Raw genomic sequence first — 18,261 nt, forward strand, 5'->3', positions numbered from 1 at the left:
ACACAGGCGACTTGATCTGTGGGATGGCGGGGCGGCCTTCCCCCTTGCACCACCGCGCGGGCACACATATTGCGATGCCTGCTGCCATGAACAGGACTCGCCCCCACACATCGATGGCCGTGGCCGGGTTGCGCGTGCTCTTGCTCGACCACGGCAAGCAGCGCAGCCCGATCTTCCGTGCCGAGCTGATCCGCTTGCGATGCCAGCTGCTGGAAGTGCTGGACAGTGTGCACGGCCTGCCAGCCGCCATGCTGCGCAGCGAGCCTGATCTGATCCTGATCGACAGTGAGCACATCGACGCCGAGCTGCTCTCCGCGCTGGCAGCCGCACAGGCCTCGCGCCACCTGCCGCTGCTGCTGTTTGCCGATGGCTTGGGGCCAGACGCCATGCGCAGCGCGCTGCAGGCCGGCGTCAATGTGGTCATCGTGGGTGGGCTGCAGGCGCAGCGGCTGGAGTCGGTGCTGCAGCTCACGCTGGCGCGCTTTGAGCAGGACGACCAGCTGCGCCAGGAGCTGGACCGCGTGAACACCCAGTTGGCCGACCGCAAGTCCATCGAGCGTGCCAAGGGCATCCTGATGCGTGAGCAGCACCTCGACGAGGACACCGCCTACCACCGGCTGCGACGCCTGGCCATGGACCGGGGCGAGCCCCTGGCCGCCGTGGCCGCCCGGCTGCTGGAAGCCGACCAGCTGCTGCGCAAGGCCTGAGCCCAGGGCCTGTGCTTCAGGCCTGCGCTTCAGACCTTCACCAGCCCCCTCGATTGCGTGCCTGCTGTGCCGGGCGGCGCGCCTGCGCCCAGACCCCGCCAAGCGCGCAGGCAGCACCGCACCAGCCTGATCCACGCATTTGCACCGCATCAGTGCAAACCCGAGGCCTCAAGCGCCCAGGCCACCCCATGGGCACCAGTGCGCGGCATGCGGGGCCCGACTTGGCGCGGCAAGACCCTGACGAGGGCAGGTTCTTGGCTTCCCCCTGCTGGCACAGGGCGTGCTAACTCAGAGGCAGAGGCTCACAAAGGCGTGGGCATCGAGATAGGCCGCTGGCAATGAGCCGGCACCTGCGGACAACGGCGTCCCACCCCTGCTGCACCTTGGCGTGCGGCGTGGTGGTGACGCCGCTTTTTTTTGCCTTGCTTTGCCCTTCAACTTCTCTGGAGCTTTCACCATGACTGATCGGAACAGCGTGCAGCGTCGTAAGTTGCTCGCCGGTGGCGCCGCTGCCACTCTCGCCAGCCTCACTTCCGGCCTTGCTTCATCAGCCTGGGCCGCCGGCTCGGACAAGCCCGAGAAGGAAGAGGTCAAGATCGGCTTCATCCCGCTGACCGACTGCGCCAGCGTGGTGATGGCGGCCGAGCTGGGCTTCGACAAGAAGTACGGCATCAAGATCATCCCCAGCAAAGAGGCCTCCTGGGCCGGTGTGCGCGACAAGCTCGTCAATGGCGAGCTCGACATGTCCCACGTGCTCTACGGCCTGATCTACGGCGTGCAGCTCGGCATCGGTGGCCCCAAGAAGGACATGGCCGTGCTGATGGCCCTGAACAACAACGGTCAGGCCATCACCCTGTCCAAGAAGCTGGCAGACGCAGGGGCCGTCGATGGCCCGTCGCTCGCCAAGGTGATGGCTTCCAACCCGCGCGAATACACCTTTGCCGGCACCTTCCCGACCGGCACGCACGCGATGTGGATGCACTACTGGCTAGCGGCTGCAGGCATCAACCCGGTTAGCGGCGCCAAGCTGATCACCGTGCCGCCGCCCCAGATGGTGGCCAATATGCGTGTCGGCAATATGGACGGCTTCTGCGTGGGTGAACCCTGGAACCACCGCGCCATCATGGACGGCGTCGGCATCACCGCCAACACCACGCAGGACATCTGGAAGGACCACCCCGAGAAGGTGCTGGGCACGACGCTGGAGTTCGTCAAGAAGTACCCCAACACTGCGCGGGCCGTGGTGATGGCGATTCTCGAAGCCAGCCGCTGGATCGACGCTGGCCTGCAGAACAAGCTCAAGATGGCAGAGACCGTGGCGCAAAAGTCGTACATCAACACCGGCGTCGACGCGATCAACCAGCGCATCCTGGGCCGCTATCAAAACGGCTTGGGCAAGACCTGGGACGACCCCAATCACATGAAGTTCTTCAACGACGGGGCGGTGAACTTCCCCTACCTGTCGGACGGCATGTGGTTCCTGACCCAGCACAAGCGCTGGGGATTGTTGAAGAGCCACCCCGACTACCTGGCCGTGGCCAAGCAGGTCAACCAGGTCGGCATCTACACCGAAGCCGCCAAGGCCCTAGGCATCAGCGTACCCAAGGACCCGATGCGCACCAGCAAGTTGATGGACGGCATCGTCTGGGACGGCAAGGACCCGGCCAAGTACGCCGACTCCTTCAAGATCAAAGGAGCCTGAGCCATGGTTTCCGCCGTCTTTCATTCCCCGCGTGACCTGGGCGACGAGCCCACGGTTGCCGCCAAGCCAGCGGCCGCGCGCCGCCCCGCCACCGCTGCCAACGAGGACGCTGCCCCTGTGACTGCTGCCCCCAAGCCCGCCAAGCCCCCGCGTGCACCGATCGACTGGCGGAGCCTCTCGCTCAGTGTGCTGGCGCCCGTGCTCAGCATGGCCCTGCTCGTCGGCATCTGGGCGCTTGCCACCATGAAGGGGGGCGGCAGCTTCCCGACTCCGGGCGCCACCTGGGAAGCCGCTGCCAAGCTGTTCGCTGATCCGTTCTACAGCAAGGGCCCGAACGACCAAGGCATTGGCTGGAACATCCTCAACTCACTGGGCCGTGTGGGCATGGGCTTTGGCCTGGCCGCCCTCATCGGCATCCCGCTGGGCTTTGTGGTGGGCCGCTTTGACTTTGCCAACCGCATGATCTCGCCGCTGATCTCGCTGCTCAAGCCGGTGTCGCCGCTGGCCTGGCTGCCGATCGGTCTGCTGGCCTTCAAGAGCGCCAACCCGGCCGCCATCTGGACCATCTTCATCTGCTCGATCTGGCCGATGGTGGTGAACACCTCCGTGGGCGTGCAGCGCGTGCCGGCCGACTACTTGAACGTGGCCCGCGTGCTCAACCTGTCGGAGTGGAAGGTCATCACCAAGATCCTGCTGCCGGCCGTGCTGCCCTATGTGCTGACCGGCGTGCGCCTCTCGGTGGGCACGGCGTGGCTGGTGATCGTGGCGGCCGAGATGCTGACCGGCGGCGTGGGCATCGGCTTCTGGGTCTGGGACGAGTGGAACAACCTCAACGTCGCACACATCATCATCGCCATCTTTGTGATCGGCATCGTCGGCCTGCTGCTGGAGTGGACGCTCATCAGCATCGCCAAGCGCTTCTCGTTTGCGGAGGACTGAACCATGACCGCCTTCATCGACATCACCGAAGCCGAAATGGTCTTCAACACCCGCAAAGGCCGCTTCCATGCGCTGCGGGACATCAACCTCAAGATCGACCAGGGCGAGTTCATCACCCTGATCGGGCACTCGGGCTGCGGCAAGTCCACGCTGCTGAACCTGATCGCCGGCCTGCTCACCCCCACGGGTGGTGGCCTGATCTGCGATGGCCGCGAAATTGCCGCCCCGGGGCCGGACCGCGCCGTGGTCTTTCAAAACCACTCGCTGCTGCCCTGGCTGTCCTGCACCGAGAACGTCTTGCTCGCGGTCGAGTCGGTCTTCGGTGGCAAGGAGCCGCGCAAGAAGCTCGAAGAGCGGGCCCGCGCCGCGCTCGACCTGGTGGGCATGAGCCATGCGCTGACCAAACGCCCGCACGAGATCTCTGGCGGCATGAAGCAGCGTGTGGGCATCGCCCGCGCGCTGGCCATGGAGCCCAAGGTGCTGCTGATGGACGAGCCCTTTGGCGCCCTCGACGCGCTGACCCGCGCCCACCTGCAGGACGAACTTCTCAAGATCGTGGCGCGCACCAAGAGCACCGTGGTGATGGTGACCCACGACGTGGACGAAGCCGTGCTGCTGTCGGACCGCATCGTGATGATGACCAACGGCCCGGCCGCCACCATTGGCGAAGTGCTCAAGGTCGACCTGGCGCGCCCGCGCAACCGCGTCGAGCTGGCCGAAGACCCCGACTACGTGCACGCCCGCAAGGCGGTGATCGACTTCCTGTACACGAGGCACAAGCACGCGGAAGCGGCTTGATCAACCGGTCGCACGCATCTCAAAAACGCCGGGCTTACCCGGTGTTTTCACTTCAAGACAGCAGCGTCTGCAGGCTGCGCTGCACCACCTCGGTCAGCGTGTCGAGCCCATGAAAGAGCCGCTCGCTGGCGTTGCACAGGTCGGTCAGCGCCTGCGGCCCGCCGCCCTGGCGCAGCGCGCGCACGAGGCGGGCCCAGTCAGCGTCCACGGTGTCGAAGGCCTCTTGCAGGCCGCTGGCCTTGAGCGGGGCATTGCGCAGCACCTGCAAGGCTTGCAGGAAGGCCTCCAGGTCTTCGGCCAGGCGTTGGGGCTGGTGGCTGGCGTCGGCCTGGGCCAACAAGGCCTCCTTGACGAGGCGCTGGCACAGCAGGCGCTGGCGGGCGCACAGCGAGAGCAGGCGCAAGGGGCGCTCAAAGCCCTCGTCCAGCAAGGCCGCCGCCAGGCGCTCACTCGCATCCACCAGTTGCTGGGCGGCCTCGTTCAGCGCACGCAAGCTGCCCGTGGCCGGCAAGAGCAAGGGCTGCAACCCGGCCCAGCAGGCCATCACGGATGCCAGCTCGGCCTCGCGGATGGGGCCATGCAACAACTCCAGCAAGCGCTGCAGGTTGCCCTCAATGCGGCCAACCGTGTCGCGTTGCAGTTGGCGGGCCAGGTCGAGCTGATCAGGCAGCAGCGTGGCCTGGGCCTGCAGGCGCACCAGGCGCTGGCTGAGCATGCGCTGGGCGGCCGCACGCTCCAGCGCCTCGGCGCGCTCGTGCTGCTGCACCAGCTGGCGCGCCAAGCGTGGCAGCTTGATCTGCGCGTGCATGGCCGCATCGCGCAGCAGCTTGTAGGCGGGCCCCTCGTCCAGCTGCTGGGTCTGCATCAGGACGGCCTTGGCACGGTCGGTCCACTTGCGGTCTTCCAGCAGGCCCTCCTGGTCGGCCAGGCGGGCCTGCACCTCGGCCCAGGTCGACTGGGGCACCAGGACCCATCCCCCGTGCGTTGCCGCACCGCCTAGCGCCACGACGGTGCAACCCGCACGCACCAAGGTATCGCGCAGCGCGTCTGGCAGGTCGTCCGGCACCGCGCAAACCCACTTAAGTGCCTGATTCACGTGACAAGTGCCCCCAAGGATGGCTTCGTGATCCAAGATGGCGCACTGGCACGCTGTTTGCTGGATTTGGTGCATTTCATGTGATCGTCCCGGCCCGTCATTTGGGCGCCTCACTCATGTCGTCATCCTTCAAGACCTTCCTCAAGTCAGGCCACTGGCCCACGTTGCTGGCCTCGTTCCTGTACTTCGATTTCTGCTTTGCCATCTGGGTGTTGAACGGCGCCATGGCGCCCTTCATCACCGAGAGTTTCCACCTCGACGCGGCCCAGAAGGGCTTCATGATCTCGGTGCCCATCCTGGCCGGCGCGCTGATGCGCTTCCCGCTGGGCGTGCTGGCCCAGTACATCGGACGCAAGAACGCGGCCATGGTGGAGATGAGCCTGATTGTCCTGGCGCTGGCCTTTGGCTACTTCGTGGTGGGCAGCTACAGCCATGTGCTGGCCATGGGCGTGCTGCTGGGCATTGCAGGGGCGAGCTTTGGCGTGGCGCTGAGCTTGGGCTCGGGCTGGTTCCCGCCGCGCTACAAGGGCCTGGCAATGGGCATCGCCGGTGCCGGCAACAGCGGCACGGTGCTGGCCGTGCTGTTTGCGCCGCCGCTGGCGCAGAAGTTCGGCTGGCAGACGGTCTACGGCCTCGCCGCCTTCACCATGCTGCTGCCGATGGCGGTGATGTGGTTTGCCGCCAAGGAGCCGCCGGACGTCGAACACCAGAGCTTCCGCGAGCACATCAGCTGCCTCTTTGAGAAAGACGGCTGGGCCTTCAGCCTGATCTACGTGGTCACCTTCGGCGGCTTCATCGGCCTGGCGAGCTTTCTGCCCACCTACTTCTACGACCAGTTCAAGGTCACCAAGGTCGAGGCCGGCCAGCTGACCATGCTGGCCACCCTGATGGGCAGCGCGGTGCGCGTGGTGGGCGGGGCGGTGTCAGACCGCGTCGGCGGCATCACCACGCTGACCGGCGTGCTGGTGGTGGCTGCCCTTTGCCTCGTGGCTTGCGGGATGGCCGGGCAGTCCCTGGTCGTCACGACCCTGCTCTTCATGCTGTGCTTTGCCGCGTTTGGCGCCGGCAATGGCGCGCTGTTCCAACTGGTGCCGCTGCGCTGGCCGCTGACCACGGCTGTGGCCGGCTCGATGATCGGCGAGGTCGGCGCGCTGGGTGGCGGCTTCATCCCCAATGCCATGGGCCAGAGCATGCAGCGCACGGGCAGCTATCTGTGGGGCTTCGTGGCCTTTGCGGCGGTGGCGCTGGCCATGCTGGCGATGCTGCGCGTGGTGCAGATCCGCTGGACCCGCACCTGGGCCGAAAAGGGCGGCCGCGCGCGGCAAGCGCCTGGCCAGCACGAGCCCACCTCCTACGGCCGAGGCTGATCAGGCAGAGATACCGACGCGCAGGCTGGCCGCATAGCCGGCGGACACCGAGCCGGTGACCGAGGGCAACTGCGTGCCGACCCCGTCGCTGAAGATGCCATCGCTGGCCAGCGAGACGCCGCGCAGGTTGGTGGCGCTGCCGCTGTAGCCCGAGGTGGCGTAGACGGCGGCGCAGATGTCCTCAGGCACGGCCAGCTGCGAGGTGCGCAGCTTGTTGGTGTAGCTGCTGGCGGTGTTGCTGCTGCGGTAGATCTCGAAGTGCATGTGCGGCCAACGGCCCGCGTAGCAGCCGGGCACGATGGTGGTGAACGTGGCCTTGCCGTTGCTGCCCGTCACCTGCACGCCGCGCAGGTAGTTCTCGGCCGTGGCGCCGCTGGAGTACATCGAATAGCGGCCCAGCGCGTCGCAGTGCCACAGGTAGATGGCATAGCCCTCCAGGCTGGCGCAGCTGGCATTGGTGTTGACGAGCTCCAGCTCCACCGTCATGGGCACCCCGCCCGCGGTGCCCGAGGCATTGCCGATGCTGGTGCGGATGTCCTGCCGCACGATGCCGCTGAGCGTCAGCACATTGGCGATGCTGCCGTTGGCGGTGTTGGACCCATCGCCCGGATACGGCCCCTCGGTCTCGGAGGGGATCACCGAGCAGCTGCCGCTGGGGGTCGTGGTGGTGCCGCCGGTCGTCGCTCCGGTTGACGTTCCAGTGCTGGTGCTGCCCCCGCCTCCGCATCCCACCAGCGCCAGGCCTCCTGCCCCCAACAACCAGCGCAGGCTGGTGCGGCGCGCCGCCTGCTGCGCCAGCAGGCGGTTCAGGTCATGGGCCAGACCTTGGTCGAAAGGGTCGTGGTGTGTGTGCGGTGTGTGCTGCATCGAGGGGGCGTCCTTGAGCGCGCCACCCTTCCACCATGAAAGGGCCGGCCGTCGCGTTCACAACGCCGGCCCCGGGCCGTTTCATCCCTCAGCCTGACTTGGGCAGCCACATCAACCACGCCACCAGCAGCAGGTTGAAGAGCACCGACACCGCCAGCGCCAGCTGCCACAGCAGCAGCGGGTCGCGCTGCGCCAGCGGTGAGGCGCGCACCGGCTCGACCCCGCGCGCCGCGCCGCGCTCCAGCGCCATCAACAGCTCCTCGGGGGTCTCGAAGCGCTGGCGCACATCGCGGCCCACAGCCTTGTTGACGAGCTGGGCCAGCCACATGGGCACATCGGGCCTCAGGCGGCTCAAGGGTGCGGGCTCGCGCCGAAAGCGCGCCACCTGGTAGGGCTCGACCTCGCCATAAGGCAGCCGCCCGGTCAGGGCTTGGTAGAGCGTGACGCCGAGTGCGTAGAGGTCGCTGCCGGCATCCGCAGCAGCGGGTGGGTCGTCCCATTGCTCGGGGTTGATGTAGCTGGGCGTGCCGGCATGCAGGTCGCGCAGCGCCGCCGGCGCGCGGGGCGAGAGCGCAACGCCCAGGTCCAGCAGCCGCCACTGGCCGTCATCGCCCAGGTGCAGGTTGCCGGGCTTGATGTCGCGGTGCACGCAGCCCGCTGCATGCAACAGGCTCAGCGCTTGGGCGAGCTGCGTCGCCAGGCCCACGGCCTCGGCGGGGTCCAGGCGCTGCTTGGCCAGCAGCTGCTCCAGCGTGCGGCCGGCATGCCAGTCGAACACGCCGTAGAAAGCGCTGGGCGCCGCCGGCGTGTGCACGCGCACGAGGCCGGCTGCTGCCCCTTCGCGCCGGCGGCCACGTGCGGCTTCAGTCAGCCGACGGCCCAGCCACAGCTCGTGGGCCAGCATGGCGCGCTCTTCGGCATCGCTGGCGCGGCTGGGGTGCAGCAGCTTGAGCGCCACCAGTTGCCCGGCGGGGTCGCGCGCCTGCAGCAGGCGGTGCACGCCGTTGTCGGCCACCACGGCGGTGACGGTGTAGCCGTCGAGCACGGCCCCCACACCCAGCAGGCCGGGCACGGGCAGGGTGTGGCTCTGGCCCAGCAGGTCGGCATAACCCAGGGCGCCGAGGCCTTTGACGTCCATCACCAGGGCGGTGGCGTTGTCGTGGCTGCCGGCATCGAGCGCGGCCTGGGCCAGGCCCTCTGCGGCCGCCTGGGCGGAGGTCGCCTCGCGCAGCAGGCGGGCGATGTCGCGGGTGCGGAGCACGCCGTGGATGCCGTCGCTGGTCAGCAGCAGGCGGTCGCCAATCTGCAGCTCCCCCTGGCTGTGATCGAGGTGCAGCAGGTCATCGAGGCCGACGGCGCGCGTGAGGCCGGCAAAGTCGGCGCGCTCCATGCGGTGGTCTTGCGTGAGCTGCAGGCAGGCGCCGTCGCGCAGCAGCCAGGCGCGGCTGTCGCCCACATGGGCAATGGCGTAGCGACGGCCTTGCAGGGCCACGGCCGTGAGCGTGCACAGCGCCTGGCGGCGCGAGTCGCGGCGGTTGTAGGCGGCCAGCCAGGCGTTCTGCGTGGCCAACAGGCGCTCCAGGGCCACGCTGGCATCCCAGCTCAGTGGCGTGGCATGAAAGTCCGACAGCAAGGCCATCACCGTGGTCTGCGCGGCCATCAAGCCGTCGCCGCCGGTGCTCACGCCGTCGGCCAGCGCAGCGACCCAGCCGCGGTCGGACTCGTGCGCGGCCGCGCGCTGCACACCCGCGAAGTCTTCATTGCGCTCGCGGCGGCCTTGCAGGCTGGCAAGGCCCACGTCGATCTCAAAGCTCATCAGGTGTTCGCACTGTTTTGGGGTGCATTTGACCCGGCCGGGTGCATCTTGCGCCAGCCAGGGGGCATCGCCTGCGTTTCCGCCTGCGTTTAGCCAGCCCCATTGCTGGCATGGACATTGCACCGCAAGAACGAGACCACGCCAGGCAGGCCCTGCCCCGGCGTGTTCGCGGGATCGCCACCGAGGGCGGCCCGCCACCCTCCCCTCCGGCCCCTACCCAGGACGCCCCGTTGCCGTTTGGCCCCGTGCCAGCCGGTCGCGGGGCGTTGCGCTTTTTGGGGCTGGCCCTGCCCCTGATCCCAACCGCTTTGCGGGAGTGCTCCATGGCCTACCTAGTCCCCAATGAATTCGTGACCAAGATGATCGACGCCGGTGAGGCCAAGATCTTCATGTCCACCCGCGACACGGTCATCCGTGCCTACATGGCCGGCGCCATCCTGGCCCTGGCCGCCGCGTTTGCGGTGACGGTCAATGTGCAGACCGGCAACCCGCTCATCGGTGCGCTGCTCTTCCCGGTGGGCTTTTGCATGCTCTACCTGCTGGGCTTTGACCTGCTGACCGGCGTGTTCACGCTGTGCCCGCTCGCCGTGCTGGACCGCCGGCCCGGCTGCACCTGGAACGGGGTGCTGCGCAACTGGTGGCTGGTCTTCATCGGCAACTTTGCCGGTGCCTTCACCGTGGCGGTGTTCATGGCCATCATCTTCACCTTCGGCTTCAGCGAGGCGCCCAATGCCGTCGGCATGAAGATCGGTGTGATCGGCGAGAGCCGCACGGTGGGCTACTCGGCCCACGGCGCGGCCGGCATGTTGACGCTCTTCATCCGCGGCGTGATGTGCAACTGGATGGTGTCCACCGGCGTGGTGGCGGCCATGATGTCCACCTCGGTGTCGGGCAAGGTCATCGGGATGTGGATGCCCATCCTGGTGTTCTTCTACATGGGCTTCGAGCACTCGATCGTGAACATGTTCCTGTTCCCGTCGGGCCTGATGCTGGGCGGCCACTTCACGATGATGGACTACCTGCTGTGGAACGAGATCCCCACGGTGCTGGGCAACCTCGTGGGCGGGCTGACCTTCGTGGGCCTGACCCTGTACTCGACCCACGCGCGCACCGCACCGCGCCGCGCTGCCTGAGCCCCCAGGAGCCCACCGGATGCTGGCTGCCCCGTCCCGCCTGTCTGCCGCCGCGCTGAAGCTCAGCCTCGGCCAGCACGCCGAGGCCGGCCGCAAGCCTGTGCAGCAGGACTGCCACGGCGCCCGCATCCCGCCGCAACCGCTGCTGGCCAGCAAGGGCGCCGTGCTGGCCCTGGCCGACGGCATCGGCTCCAGCAGCGTCAGCCAGGACGCCAGCCGCGCCGCCGTGCGCGCGGTGCTGGAGGACTACTACGGCACCTCCGAGGCCTGGAGCGTCAAGCGCTCGATGCAACGCGTGCTGGCGGCCACCAACTCCTGGCTGCATGCCCAGACCCAGCGCAGCCCCTACCGGCACGACCATGACCGCGGCTATGTCTGCGCGATGGCCGTGCTGGTGCTCAAGGGCCGGGCGGCGCATTGCTTCCATGCCGGCGACGTGCGCATCGCTCGCCTGCAAGACGGCGTGCTCGAGCCGCTGACCGAGGACCATCGCGTCTACATCGGTGGCGGCCAGAGCTATCTGAGCCGCGCGCTGGGCTTTCAAAGCCGGCTGGACGTGGACTACCGCTGCCTGGCCCTGGAGCCCGGCGACATCTACCTGCTGGCCAGCGACGGCGTGCACGAGCACCTGCTGCCCGCCGACCTGCGCGCCGCGCTGGACGCCCACCCCGACGACCTGGACGCCTGCGCCCGCCAGCTGGTGCAGGCCGCCTTCGAGCGCGGCAGCCCCGACAACCTCAGCCTGCAGCTGGTGCGCGTCGAGGCCCTGCCCACGGCCGACCTGATCGAAGCCCAGCAAGCGCGCGCCAACCTGCCCTTCCCGGGCCTCTTGGCACCGCGCAGCGAGCTGGACGGCTTTCGCATCGAGCGCGAGCTGGCCGGCAGCCACCGCAGCCACGTCTACCTGGCCACCGAGGTGGCCACCAGCCGGCTCGCGGTGCTCAAGACGCCCTCGGTGGACCTGGCCCAGGACGAAGCCGCGCTGGACCGCCTGATGCTGGAGGAGTGGATTGCCCGCCGCATCCAGAGCCCCCATGTGCTGCGTCCCTTTGACGCCGTGCGCCCCCGCACCCAGCTCTACAGCGCGACCGAATACGTCGAAGGCCAGACCCTGGCGCAATGGATGCGCGACAACCCCCGCCCCGAGCTGGAGGCGGTGCGCGACATGGTCGAGCAGATCGCGCGCGGCCTGCAGGCCTTCCACCGCCTGGAGATGCTGCACCAGGACCTGCGCCCCGAGAACCTGATGATCGACCGCAGCGGCACCGTGCGCATCATCGACTTCGGCAGCGTGCAGGTGGCCGGCCTCAACGACGCCGCCGGCCCGGATGCCGCGCCCCAGGTGCTGGGCACCCTGCAGTACACCGCCCCCGAGTGCCTGCTGGGCGAGCCCGCCACCGAGCGCTCCGACCTCTTTGCCCTGGGCGTGCTGGCCTACCAAATGCTGTCCGGCCGCCTGCCCTACGGCACCCAGGCCGCCAGCGTGCGCACCGTGCAGGACGTGCAGCGCCTGCGCTACCTGAGCGTGCTGGACGAAGGCCGCGCCATCCCGGCCTGGATCGACGCCGTGCTGGAGCGCGCCGTCCACCCCACACCCGCCAAGCGCCACGAGGCGCTGTCCGAATTCGCCTTCGCCTTGCGCCAACCCGGCGCCGAGGCCCTGGCCGTCCGCCCCCGCCCGCTGGCCCAGCGCCACCCGGTGCGCTTCTGGCAGGCGGTGTCCCTGGTTCTGGCACTGATCGTGCTTCTGCAGTTCATGTGGCTGCAGGGCCGCTCAGCCGCCAATTCTTCCCACGTCACTTCCTCGCACTCACCATGAAAAAGCCCCGCCTGGTTCTCGTTGGAAACGGCATGGCCGGTGTCCGAGCTCTCGAAGAGTTGCTCAAGATCGCGCCCGACCTCTACGACATCACCGTCTTCGGTGCCGAGCCCCATCCCAACTACAACCGCATCCTGCTGTCGCCGGTGCTCGCGGGTGAGCAGACGATCGACGAGATCATCCTCAACCCGATCTCCTGGTACGAGGAAAACGGCATCACCCTGCACCTGAACAAAAAGGTCTCGCAGATCGACCGCGTGCGCCGCAAGGTGATTGCCGAAGACGGCACCGAGGCCGAGTACGACCGCCTCCTCATCGCCACCGGCTCCAACCCCTTCATCCTGCCCGTGCCGGGCAAGGACCTGCCGGGCGTGATCGCCTACCGCGACATCGCCGACACCAACACCATGATCGAGACCGCCGAGCTGTACAAGCACGCGGTCGTGATCGGCGGCGGCCTGCTCGGTCTCGAAGCCGCCAACGGCCTGATGCTGCGCGGCATGCAGGTCACGGTGATCCACATCATGGACACCCTGATGGAGCGCCAGCTCGACTCCGTGGCCGGCAACCTGCTGCGCAAGAGCCTGGTGGACCGTGGCCTGAAGTTCGAGCTGGGCGCGCACACCCAGGCCCTGCTGGCCAGCGAGAGCGGCCGCGTCCGCGCCGTGCAGCTGAAGGACGGCCGCGAGATCCCGGCCGACCTGGTCGTGATGGCCGCCGGCATCCGCCCCAACACCGAACTGGCCGAGAAGTCGGGCCTGCATTGCAACCGCGGCATCGTGGTGACCGACACCATGCAGACGGTGACCGACCCGCGCATCTACTCGGTGGGCGAATGCGCGTCGCACCGCGGCATCGCCTACGGCCTGGTGGCCCCGCTGTTCGAGCAGGGCAAGGTCTGCGCCACGCACCTGGCGCAGTTCGGCATCGGGCGCTACCAGGGCTCGCAGACCAGCACCAAGCTCAAGGTCACTGGCATCGACCTGTTCTCGGCCGGCAACTTCCAGGGCGGCGAGGGCACGCAGGAGATGGTGATGAGCGACCCCTTCGGCGGGGTCTACAAAAAGCTCGTGATCCAGAACGACCAGCTCGTGGGCGCCTGCATGTATGGCGACACCGTGGACGGCGGCTGGTACTTCAAGCTGATCCGCGAGGGCCGCAAGATCACAGACATCCGTGACCAGCTGCTCCATGGCGAAGCCGGCAGCAACATCGGCGACGTGGGCCACCAGGGCCAGAACAAGGCCGCCATGATGGCCGACTCCGACGAGGTCTGCGGCTGCAACGGCGTGAGCAAGGGCAGCATCTGCAAGGCCATCAAGGACAAGGGCCTGTTCACGCTGGAAGAGGTGCGCAAGCACACCAAGGCCTCGGCCTCTTGCGGCTCCTGCACGGGCCTCGTTGAACAGCTGATCATGTTCACCGCCGGCGGTGACTACTCGGCCGCGCCCAAGAAGAAGGCCATGTGCGGCTGCACCGATGCCAGCCACCAGGACACGCGCGACGCCATCAAGAACGGCCACCTGCTGACCAAGGAAGAGGTCTTCAAGGCGCTGGAATGGCGCACGCCGAACGGCTGCTCCAGCTGCCGCCCGGCCATCAACTACTACCTGATCAGCACCTGGCCCAAGGAGGCGCAGGACGATCCGCAAAGCCGCTTCATCAACGAGCGCAGCCACGCCAACATCCAGAAGGACGGCACCTACTCCGTCATCCCGCGCATGTGGGGCGGCGAGACCACGGCCGACGAGTTGCGCCGCATTGCCGACGCGGTGGACAAGTACAAGATCCCGACGGTCAAGGTCACCGGCGGCCAGCGCATCGACCTGCTGGGCGTCAAGAAGGAAGACCTGGTCAACGTCTGGAAGGACATCGGCATGCCCTCGGGCCACGCCTATGCCAAGGCCCTGCGCACGGTGAAGACCTGCGTGGGCTCCGAGTGGTGCCGCATGGGCACCCAGGACTCCACCCAGATGGGCAAGGACCTGGAGAAGGCCATGTGGCGCATGTACGCCCCGCACAAGGTCAAGTTCGCCGTGTCGGGCTGCCCGCGCAACTGCGCCGAGGCCGGCATCAAGGACGTCGGCGTGATTGGCGTGGACTCGGGCTGGGAGATGTACATCGCCGGCAACGGCGGCATCAAGACCGAGGTGGCCCACTTCTTCACCAAGGTGAAGACGGCCGAGGAAGTGCTGGAGTACACCGGCGCCTTCATGCAGCTCTACCGCCTGGAAGGCTGGTACCTGGAGCGCACGGTGCACTACGTGTCCCGTGTGGGCCTCGACTACGTGAAGGACAAGATCCTCAACGACGCCGCTAACCGCAAGGCCCTGTGGGCACAGCTGCAAGCCGCCCTCGAAGGCGAGCCCGACCCGTGGTTCGACTTCAAGGAGGCCAAGGTTGACCTGCGGCAGTTTGAGAAGGTCGAGGCTTGATGTTTCGACCCCTCGTCCAACCTCGCCCCGCTGAACGCGGGCGAGTCTGGCCGGTCCCCCGAGGGGACGAGGCGGTCTGCGGCATTGAGCCGCTGACCACCTCTGAAGGGCCGGCTTGGGGCGGCCCGGCGCTCGGCCCGAAATTCCTGCGGCGCACGCTGCTGTTGGCGGGTCTGGCTACGGCCAGCCTGCCGGCCATGGCACGCATCCGCGACCTGGGCGAGGCCATCAACAAGGCCGGCGCCCAGCGCATGCTCAGCCAGCGCATGACCAAGGCCTGGTTGGCCCTGGCCCTGCCTGACATCGAGGGCCGGGCGCACAAGATCCTTGAAGCCAGTCAACAGCGCTTTGACAGCCAGCTTGCCGAGCTGCGCGCCTTTGCCCCGACGGCCGAGATCGCCTCTACCTACGAGCAACTGGGCCAGCGCGCGGCCGTGCTGAAGGGGCGACTCGACGAGCTGCCGGTGACGCCGGCGCGCGTCAACGCGGTGATCCCGCTGGCGGGCGAGGTGCTCAAGCTCGCGCACCAAGGCACCGGCTTGCTGGAGAAGCGCTCCGAGGCTGCCAGCGCCAAGCTGATCAACCTAGCCGGCCGCCAGCGCATGCTGTCGCAGCGCCTGGCCATGCTCTACCTGGCCGAGGAGCACGGCGTGGACCGCGCGCTGATCCGCACCGAGATGGGCGTGGCACGCAACGACTTCCGCGCCGCGATGCGCGTGCTGCAGAGCGCGCCGGAAACGAGCGCCGAGATCCACCAGAACCTGCAGCTCGCTGCCTCGCAATGGATCTTTCTGGACGCCGCGCTGGGCGGCACCAGCCACGGCCAGCGTGCAGCGGCCGAAGCATTTTTGGCGAGCGAGAACCTGCTCGCCGTGATGGAAACCGTGACCGGGCAGTACGCCCGCCTATTGGGATAGAGAAATGACCACCTGGACCCGCATCTGCCTCGTCGACGAGATCCCCGTGCTCGGCTCGCGCCGTGTCGCCCGCCCCAAGGGCATGGACGTGGCCGTGTTCCGCAACGACGCGAACGAGGTCTTCGCGCTGCTGGACCGCTGCCCGCACAAGGGCGGCCCCTTGAGCCAGGGCATCGTGTTCGGCAAGAGCGTGGCCTGCCCGCTGCATAACTGGACCATTGGCCTCGACAACGGCTGCGCCAAGGAGCCCGACGAGGGCTGCACGCCGGCCTTTGCCATCAAGGTCGAAGGCGGCGTCGTCTACCTCGACCAGACCGAGCTCGACACCAAGGGCCTGGACCAGGTCGCCCCGATCGCGGGCCCCATCCGCCGCACGGCCTGAGCCTCCTCCCGCAACGCTGATCGAAAGCCCACCATGCTGTTCGGCCGCAAGAAGCGCAAGCCCATCTCCATCCCCGTCAAGGCGGTCAAGGAGTGGAAGTACACGACCTGCAACTACTGCTCGACCGGCTGCGCCATCGAGATTGGCCTCAACGAGGCCGGCAAGATCGTGACGAGTCGCGGGCATGCCGGCGCTGACGTCAACCGCGGCAAGCTGTGCATCAAGGGTCTGCTGGAGCACGAGCTCTTCGACTCTCCCGGGCGCGGCACCATGCCCTTGATGCGCGACAAGGCCCACCTGCCGTTCCAGCCCACGAGCTGGGACAAGGCGCTGGACCACACCGCCGCCAAGATCAAGGAGATCCAGGACAAGTACGGTCGGGACTCCTTCGCCGTCGTCTCCACCGGCCAGCTGCTGACCGAGGAGTTCTACACCTTGGGCAAGCTGGTGCGCGGCCAGATCGGTACCAACAACTACGACGGCAACACCACGCTGTGCATGGCCTCGGCCGTGTCGGGCTACAAGCGCAGCTTCGGCTCCGACGGCCCGCCGGGCTGCTACGGCGACTTCGAGCACACGCACTGCCTGATGGCCTTCGGCTCCAACCTGCCGGAGCAGCACCCGATCATTTACTGGCGGCTGAAGGAAGCGCTGGAGAAGCGCAAGTTCCCGCTCATCGTGGTGGACCCGCGCGTGACGATGCTGGCCCAGTTCGCCGACATCCACCTGCCCCTCACCCCCGGGACTGACTGCGTGCTCATCAACTCGATGATGCACGTCATCCTCAAAGAGGGGCTGCAGGACCAGGCCTACATCGACGCCCACACCCAAGGTATCGATGAGCTGCGCGCCCTGGTGGCCGACTACGACCCCAAGACGGCCCAGCACGTCTGCGGCATCAGCGAGGACATGATCCGCACCGTGGCGCGGCTCTACGCCAGCGCGCCCGCCGCCATGAGCATCTGGACCATGGGCATCAACCAGTCCACCCACGGCTCCGACGGCGTCGTCAACATCAACAACCTCAACCTCATCACCGGCAACATCGGCAAGCCGGGCGGCACGAGTCTCTCGATCACCGGCCAGTGCAACGCCATGGGCACACGCGAGTGGTCGTCCTGCTCGGGCCTGCCGGGCTACCGCGTGCTCGAGAAGGAGAAGGACCGCAAGACGGTGGCCGACTTCTGGGGCATCGACGAGAGCTTCTTCCCCCCGAAGCGCGGCCTCACGCAGACCGACATCTTCCCGGCTATCGAGACCGGCCAGATCAAGGGCCTGTGGCTCGTCGCCACCAACCCCATGACTTCCATGCCCAACCAGCCGCGCATCCGCAAGGCGATGGAGAACCTGGAGTTCCTGGTGGTGCAGGACGTGTACGAGGACGTCGAGACCAACCAGTACTCGCACGTCTACTTCCCCGCCGCCGTCTGGGCCGAGAAAGAAGGCTGCCACACCAACACCGAGCGCCGCGTCAACCTCACACGCAATGTGCTGCCCGCCTACGCCGACAGCAAGCCGGACTTCTGGATCTTCAACGAGATGGCCAAGCGGTTTCAGGATCGCAATGCCATCCACTTCCCCGAGAAGCCCGAAGGTGCCTTCGAGGAGATGCGCAAGCTCTCGGTCGGCACCGGCCGCACGCTAGACATCTCGGGCATGAGCTATGACCGCATCGAGGCGGCACGCGGCATCCAGTGGCCCTACAGCGAAGCCCAGGCGCAAGCCGACGAAGCCCGCGTCGGCCCAGCCGGTGCCACGCAGATGCTGGAGCGGCAGGACTTCCTCGGCAACCCGCGGCTCTACACCGACGGACATTTCCAGACCGACAGTGGCCGCGCGAACCTGATCCCGGTGCGCTTCGTCAACAACAACGAATGCCCGGACGCCGAGTACCCGTTCTGGCTCAACTCGGGCCGCGTGGTCGAGCATTTCCACACCCGCACGCGCACCGGCAAGATCGGCAACTGCAACAAGTACAGCCCGACGCCCTACATGGAGATGAACCCCGACGCGGCGGCGGAGCTGGGGCTGGAGCACCAAAGCTATGTGCGCGTGGTGAGCCGGCGCGGCGACGCGGTGGTGATGGTGCAGCTGACCCACCGCGTGGGCCGCAACATGCTGTTCATCCCCTTCCACTTCCACGACTGCGTCAACCGACTCACGCTCGGCCTGCTCGACCCCTACTCGCGCCAGCCCGCCTTCAAGCAGAACGCCGCCCGCATCGAGAAGATCGATCAGCAGGAAGCGGCCCGCCTGAATCTGGAACGTCGCGCATTCTGAGGA

14 protein-coding genes are annotated in these 18,261 nt (G+C 67.5%); 11 read left to right on the forward strand and 3 right to left on the reverse strand.

All coding sequences use genetic code 11. The features are described 5' to 3' along the window. Positions 1-86 precede the first annotated feature (86 nt). From ABDJ85_RS09850 to ABDJ85_RS09865, 4 genes are all read left to right on the forward strand, one after another. On the forward strand, positions 87-707 hold the full coding sequence (locus tag ABDJ85_RS09850) for an ANTAR domain-containing response regulator (RefSeq protein ID WP_347704582.1): 621 nt from the start codon (positions 87-89) through the stop codon (positions 705-707). A gap of 457 nt (positions 708-1,164) precedes the next feature. Continuing rightward, on the forward strand, positions 1,165-2,409 hold the full coding sequence (locus ABDJ85_RS09855) for a CmpA/NrtA family ABC transporter substrate-binding protein (protein WP_347704583.1): 1,245 nt from the start codon (positions 1,165-1,167) through the stop codon (positions 2,407-2,409). Positions 2,410-2,412: 3 nt separating this feature from the next. Further along, the gene (gene ntrB / locus ABDJ85_RS09860) at positions 2,413-3,348 is read left to right on the forward strand and encodes a nitrate ABC transporter permease (protein ID WP_347704584.1); all 936 of its coding nucleotides are present in this window, start codon (positions 2,413-2,415) and stop codon (positions 3,346-3,348) included. A gap of 3 nt (positions 3,349-3,351) precedes the next feature. Next, entirely contained in the window at positions 3,352-4,146 is a 795-nt protein-coding gene (locus ABDJ85_RS09865) for an ABC transporter ATP-binding protein (RefSeq protein WP_347704585.1), read from the forward strand. A 52-nt stretch (positions 4,147-4,198) separates the two neighbouring features. Here ABDJ85_RS09865 and ABDJ85_RS09870 read toward each other — a convergent pair whose 3' ends face one another. Next, positions 4,199-5,110 carry an ANTAR domain-containing protein gene (locus tag ABDJ85_RS09870; protein WP_347704586.1) on the reverse strand — a complete coding sequence of 304 codons (912 nt, stop codon included), beginning with the start codon at positions 5,108-5,110 and terminating at the stop codon, positions 4,199-4,201. A gap of 248 nt (positions 5,111-5,358) precedes the next feature. Between ABDJ85_RS09870 and ABDJ85_RS09875 the strand changes: the two genes are divergently transcribed. Next, positions 5,359-6,609, forward strand: a complete 1,251-nt coding sequence (locus ABDJ85_RS09875) for an MFS transporter (protein ID WP_347704587.1) — start codon at positions 5,359-5,361, stop codon at positions 6,607-6,609. On the opposite strand, the gene ABDJ85_RS09880 is transcribed toward ABDJ85_RS09875, so the two are convergent. Then, entirely contained in the window at positions 6,610-7,476 is an 867-nt protein-coding gene (locus tag ABDJ85_RS09880) for a dioxygenase family protein (RefSeq protein ID WP_347704588.1), read from the reverse strand. It abuts the gene before it with no gap. 88 nt (positions 7,477-7,564) lie between these two features. Then, the gene (locus tag ABDJ85_RS09885; RefSeq protein WP_347704589.1) at positions 7,565-9,292 is read right to left on the reverse strand and encodes a bifunctional protein-serine/threonine kinase/phosphatase; all 1,728 of its coding nucleotides are present in this window, start codon (positions 9,290-9,292) and stop codon (positions 7,565-7,567) included. 323 nt (positions 9,293-9,615) lie between these two features. Here ABDJ85_RS09885 and ABDJ85_RS09890 point away from each other — a divergent pair, with 323 nt between their 5' ends. Genes ABDJ85_RS09890 through ABDJ85_RS09915 form a run of 6 tightly spaced genes read left to right on the forward strand, consistent with a single transcriptional unit; the run spans position 9,616 to position 18,258 of the window. Continuing rightward, a complete protein-coding gene (locus tag ABDJ85_RS09890) occupies positions 9,616-10,425 on the forward strand; it encodes a formate/nitrite transporter family protein (protein ID WP_347704590.1) in 810 nt (269 codons plus the stop codon). Between the two features lie 19 nt (positions 10,426-10,444). Continuing rightward, a complete protein-coding gene (locus ABDJ85_RS09895; protein WP_347704591.1) occupies positions 10,445-12,244 on the forward strand; it encodes a bifunctional protein-serine/threonine kinase/phosphatase in 1,800 nt (599 codons plus the stop codon). Beyond that, positions 12,241-14,679, forward strand: a complete 2,439-nt coding sequence (nirB, locus tag ABDJ85_RS09900) for a nitrite reductase large subunit NirB (protein WP_347704592.1) — start codon at positions 12,241-12,243, stop codon at positions 14,677-14,679. Before ABDJ85_RS09895 ends, nirB begins: the two co-directional genes overlap by 4 nt. Then, positions 14,679-15,596: a type IV pili methyl-accepting chemotaxis transducer N-terminal domain-containing protein gene (locus ABDJ85_RS09905; protein ID WP_347704593.1), complete on the forward strand. Its 918-nt coding sequence runs from the start codon at positions 14,679-14,681 to the stop codon at positions 15,594-15,596. Before nirB ends, ABDJ85_RS09905 begins: the two co-directional genes overlap by 1 nt. A 4-nt stretch (positions 15,597-15,600) precedes the next feature. After that, positions 15,601-15,978 carry a nitrite reductase small subunit NirD gene (gene nirD, locus ABDJ85_RS09910; protein ID WP_347704594.1) on the forward strand — a complete coding sequence of 126 codons (378 nt, stop codon included), beginning with the start codon at positions 15,601-15,603 and terminating at the stop codon, positions 15,976-15,978. 33 nt (positions 15,979-16,011) lie between these two features. Continuing rightward, positions 16,012-18,258 (forward strand): molybdopterin oxidoreductase family protein, encoded by a 2,247-nt coding sequence (locus ABDJ85_RS09915; RefSeq protein WP_347704595.1) that lies wholly within the window; start codon positions 16,012-16,014, stop codon positions 18,256-18,258. Positions 18,259-18,261 lie beyond the last annotated feature (3 nt).

It is taken from the genome of Roseateles paludis, from assembly GCF_039872745.1.
Lineage (GTDB): Bacteria > Pseudomonadota > Gammaproteobacteria > Burkholderiales > Burkholderiaceae_C > Pelomonas > Pelomonas paludis.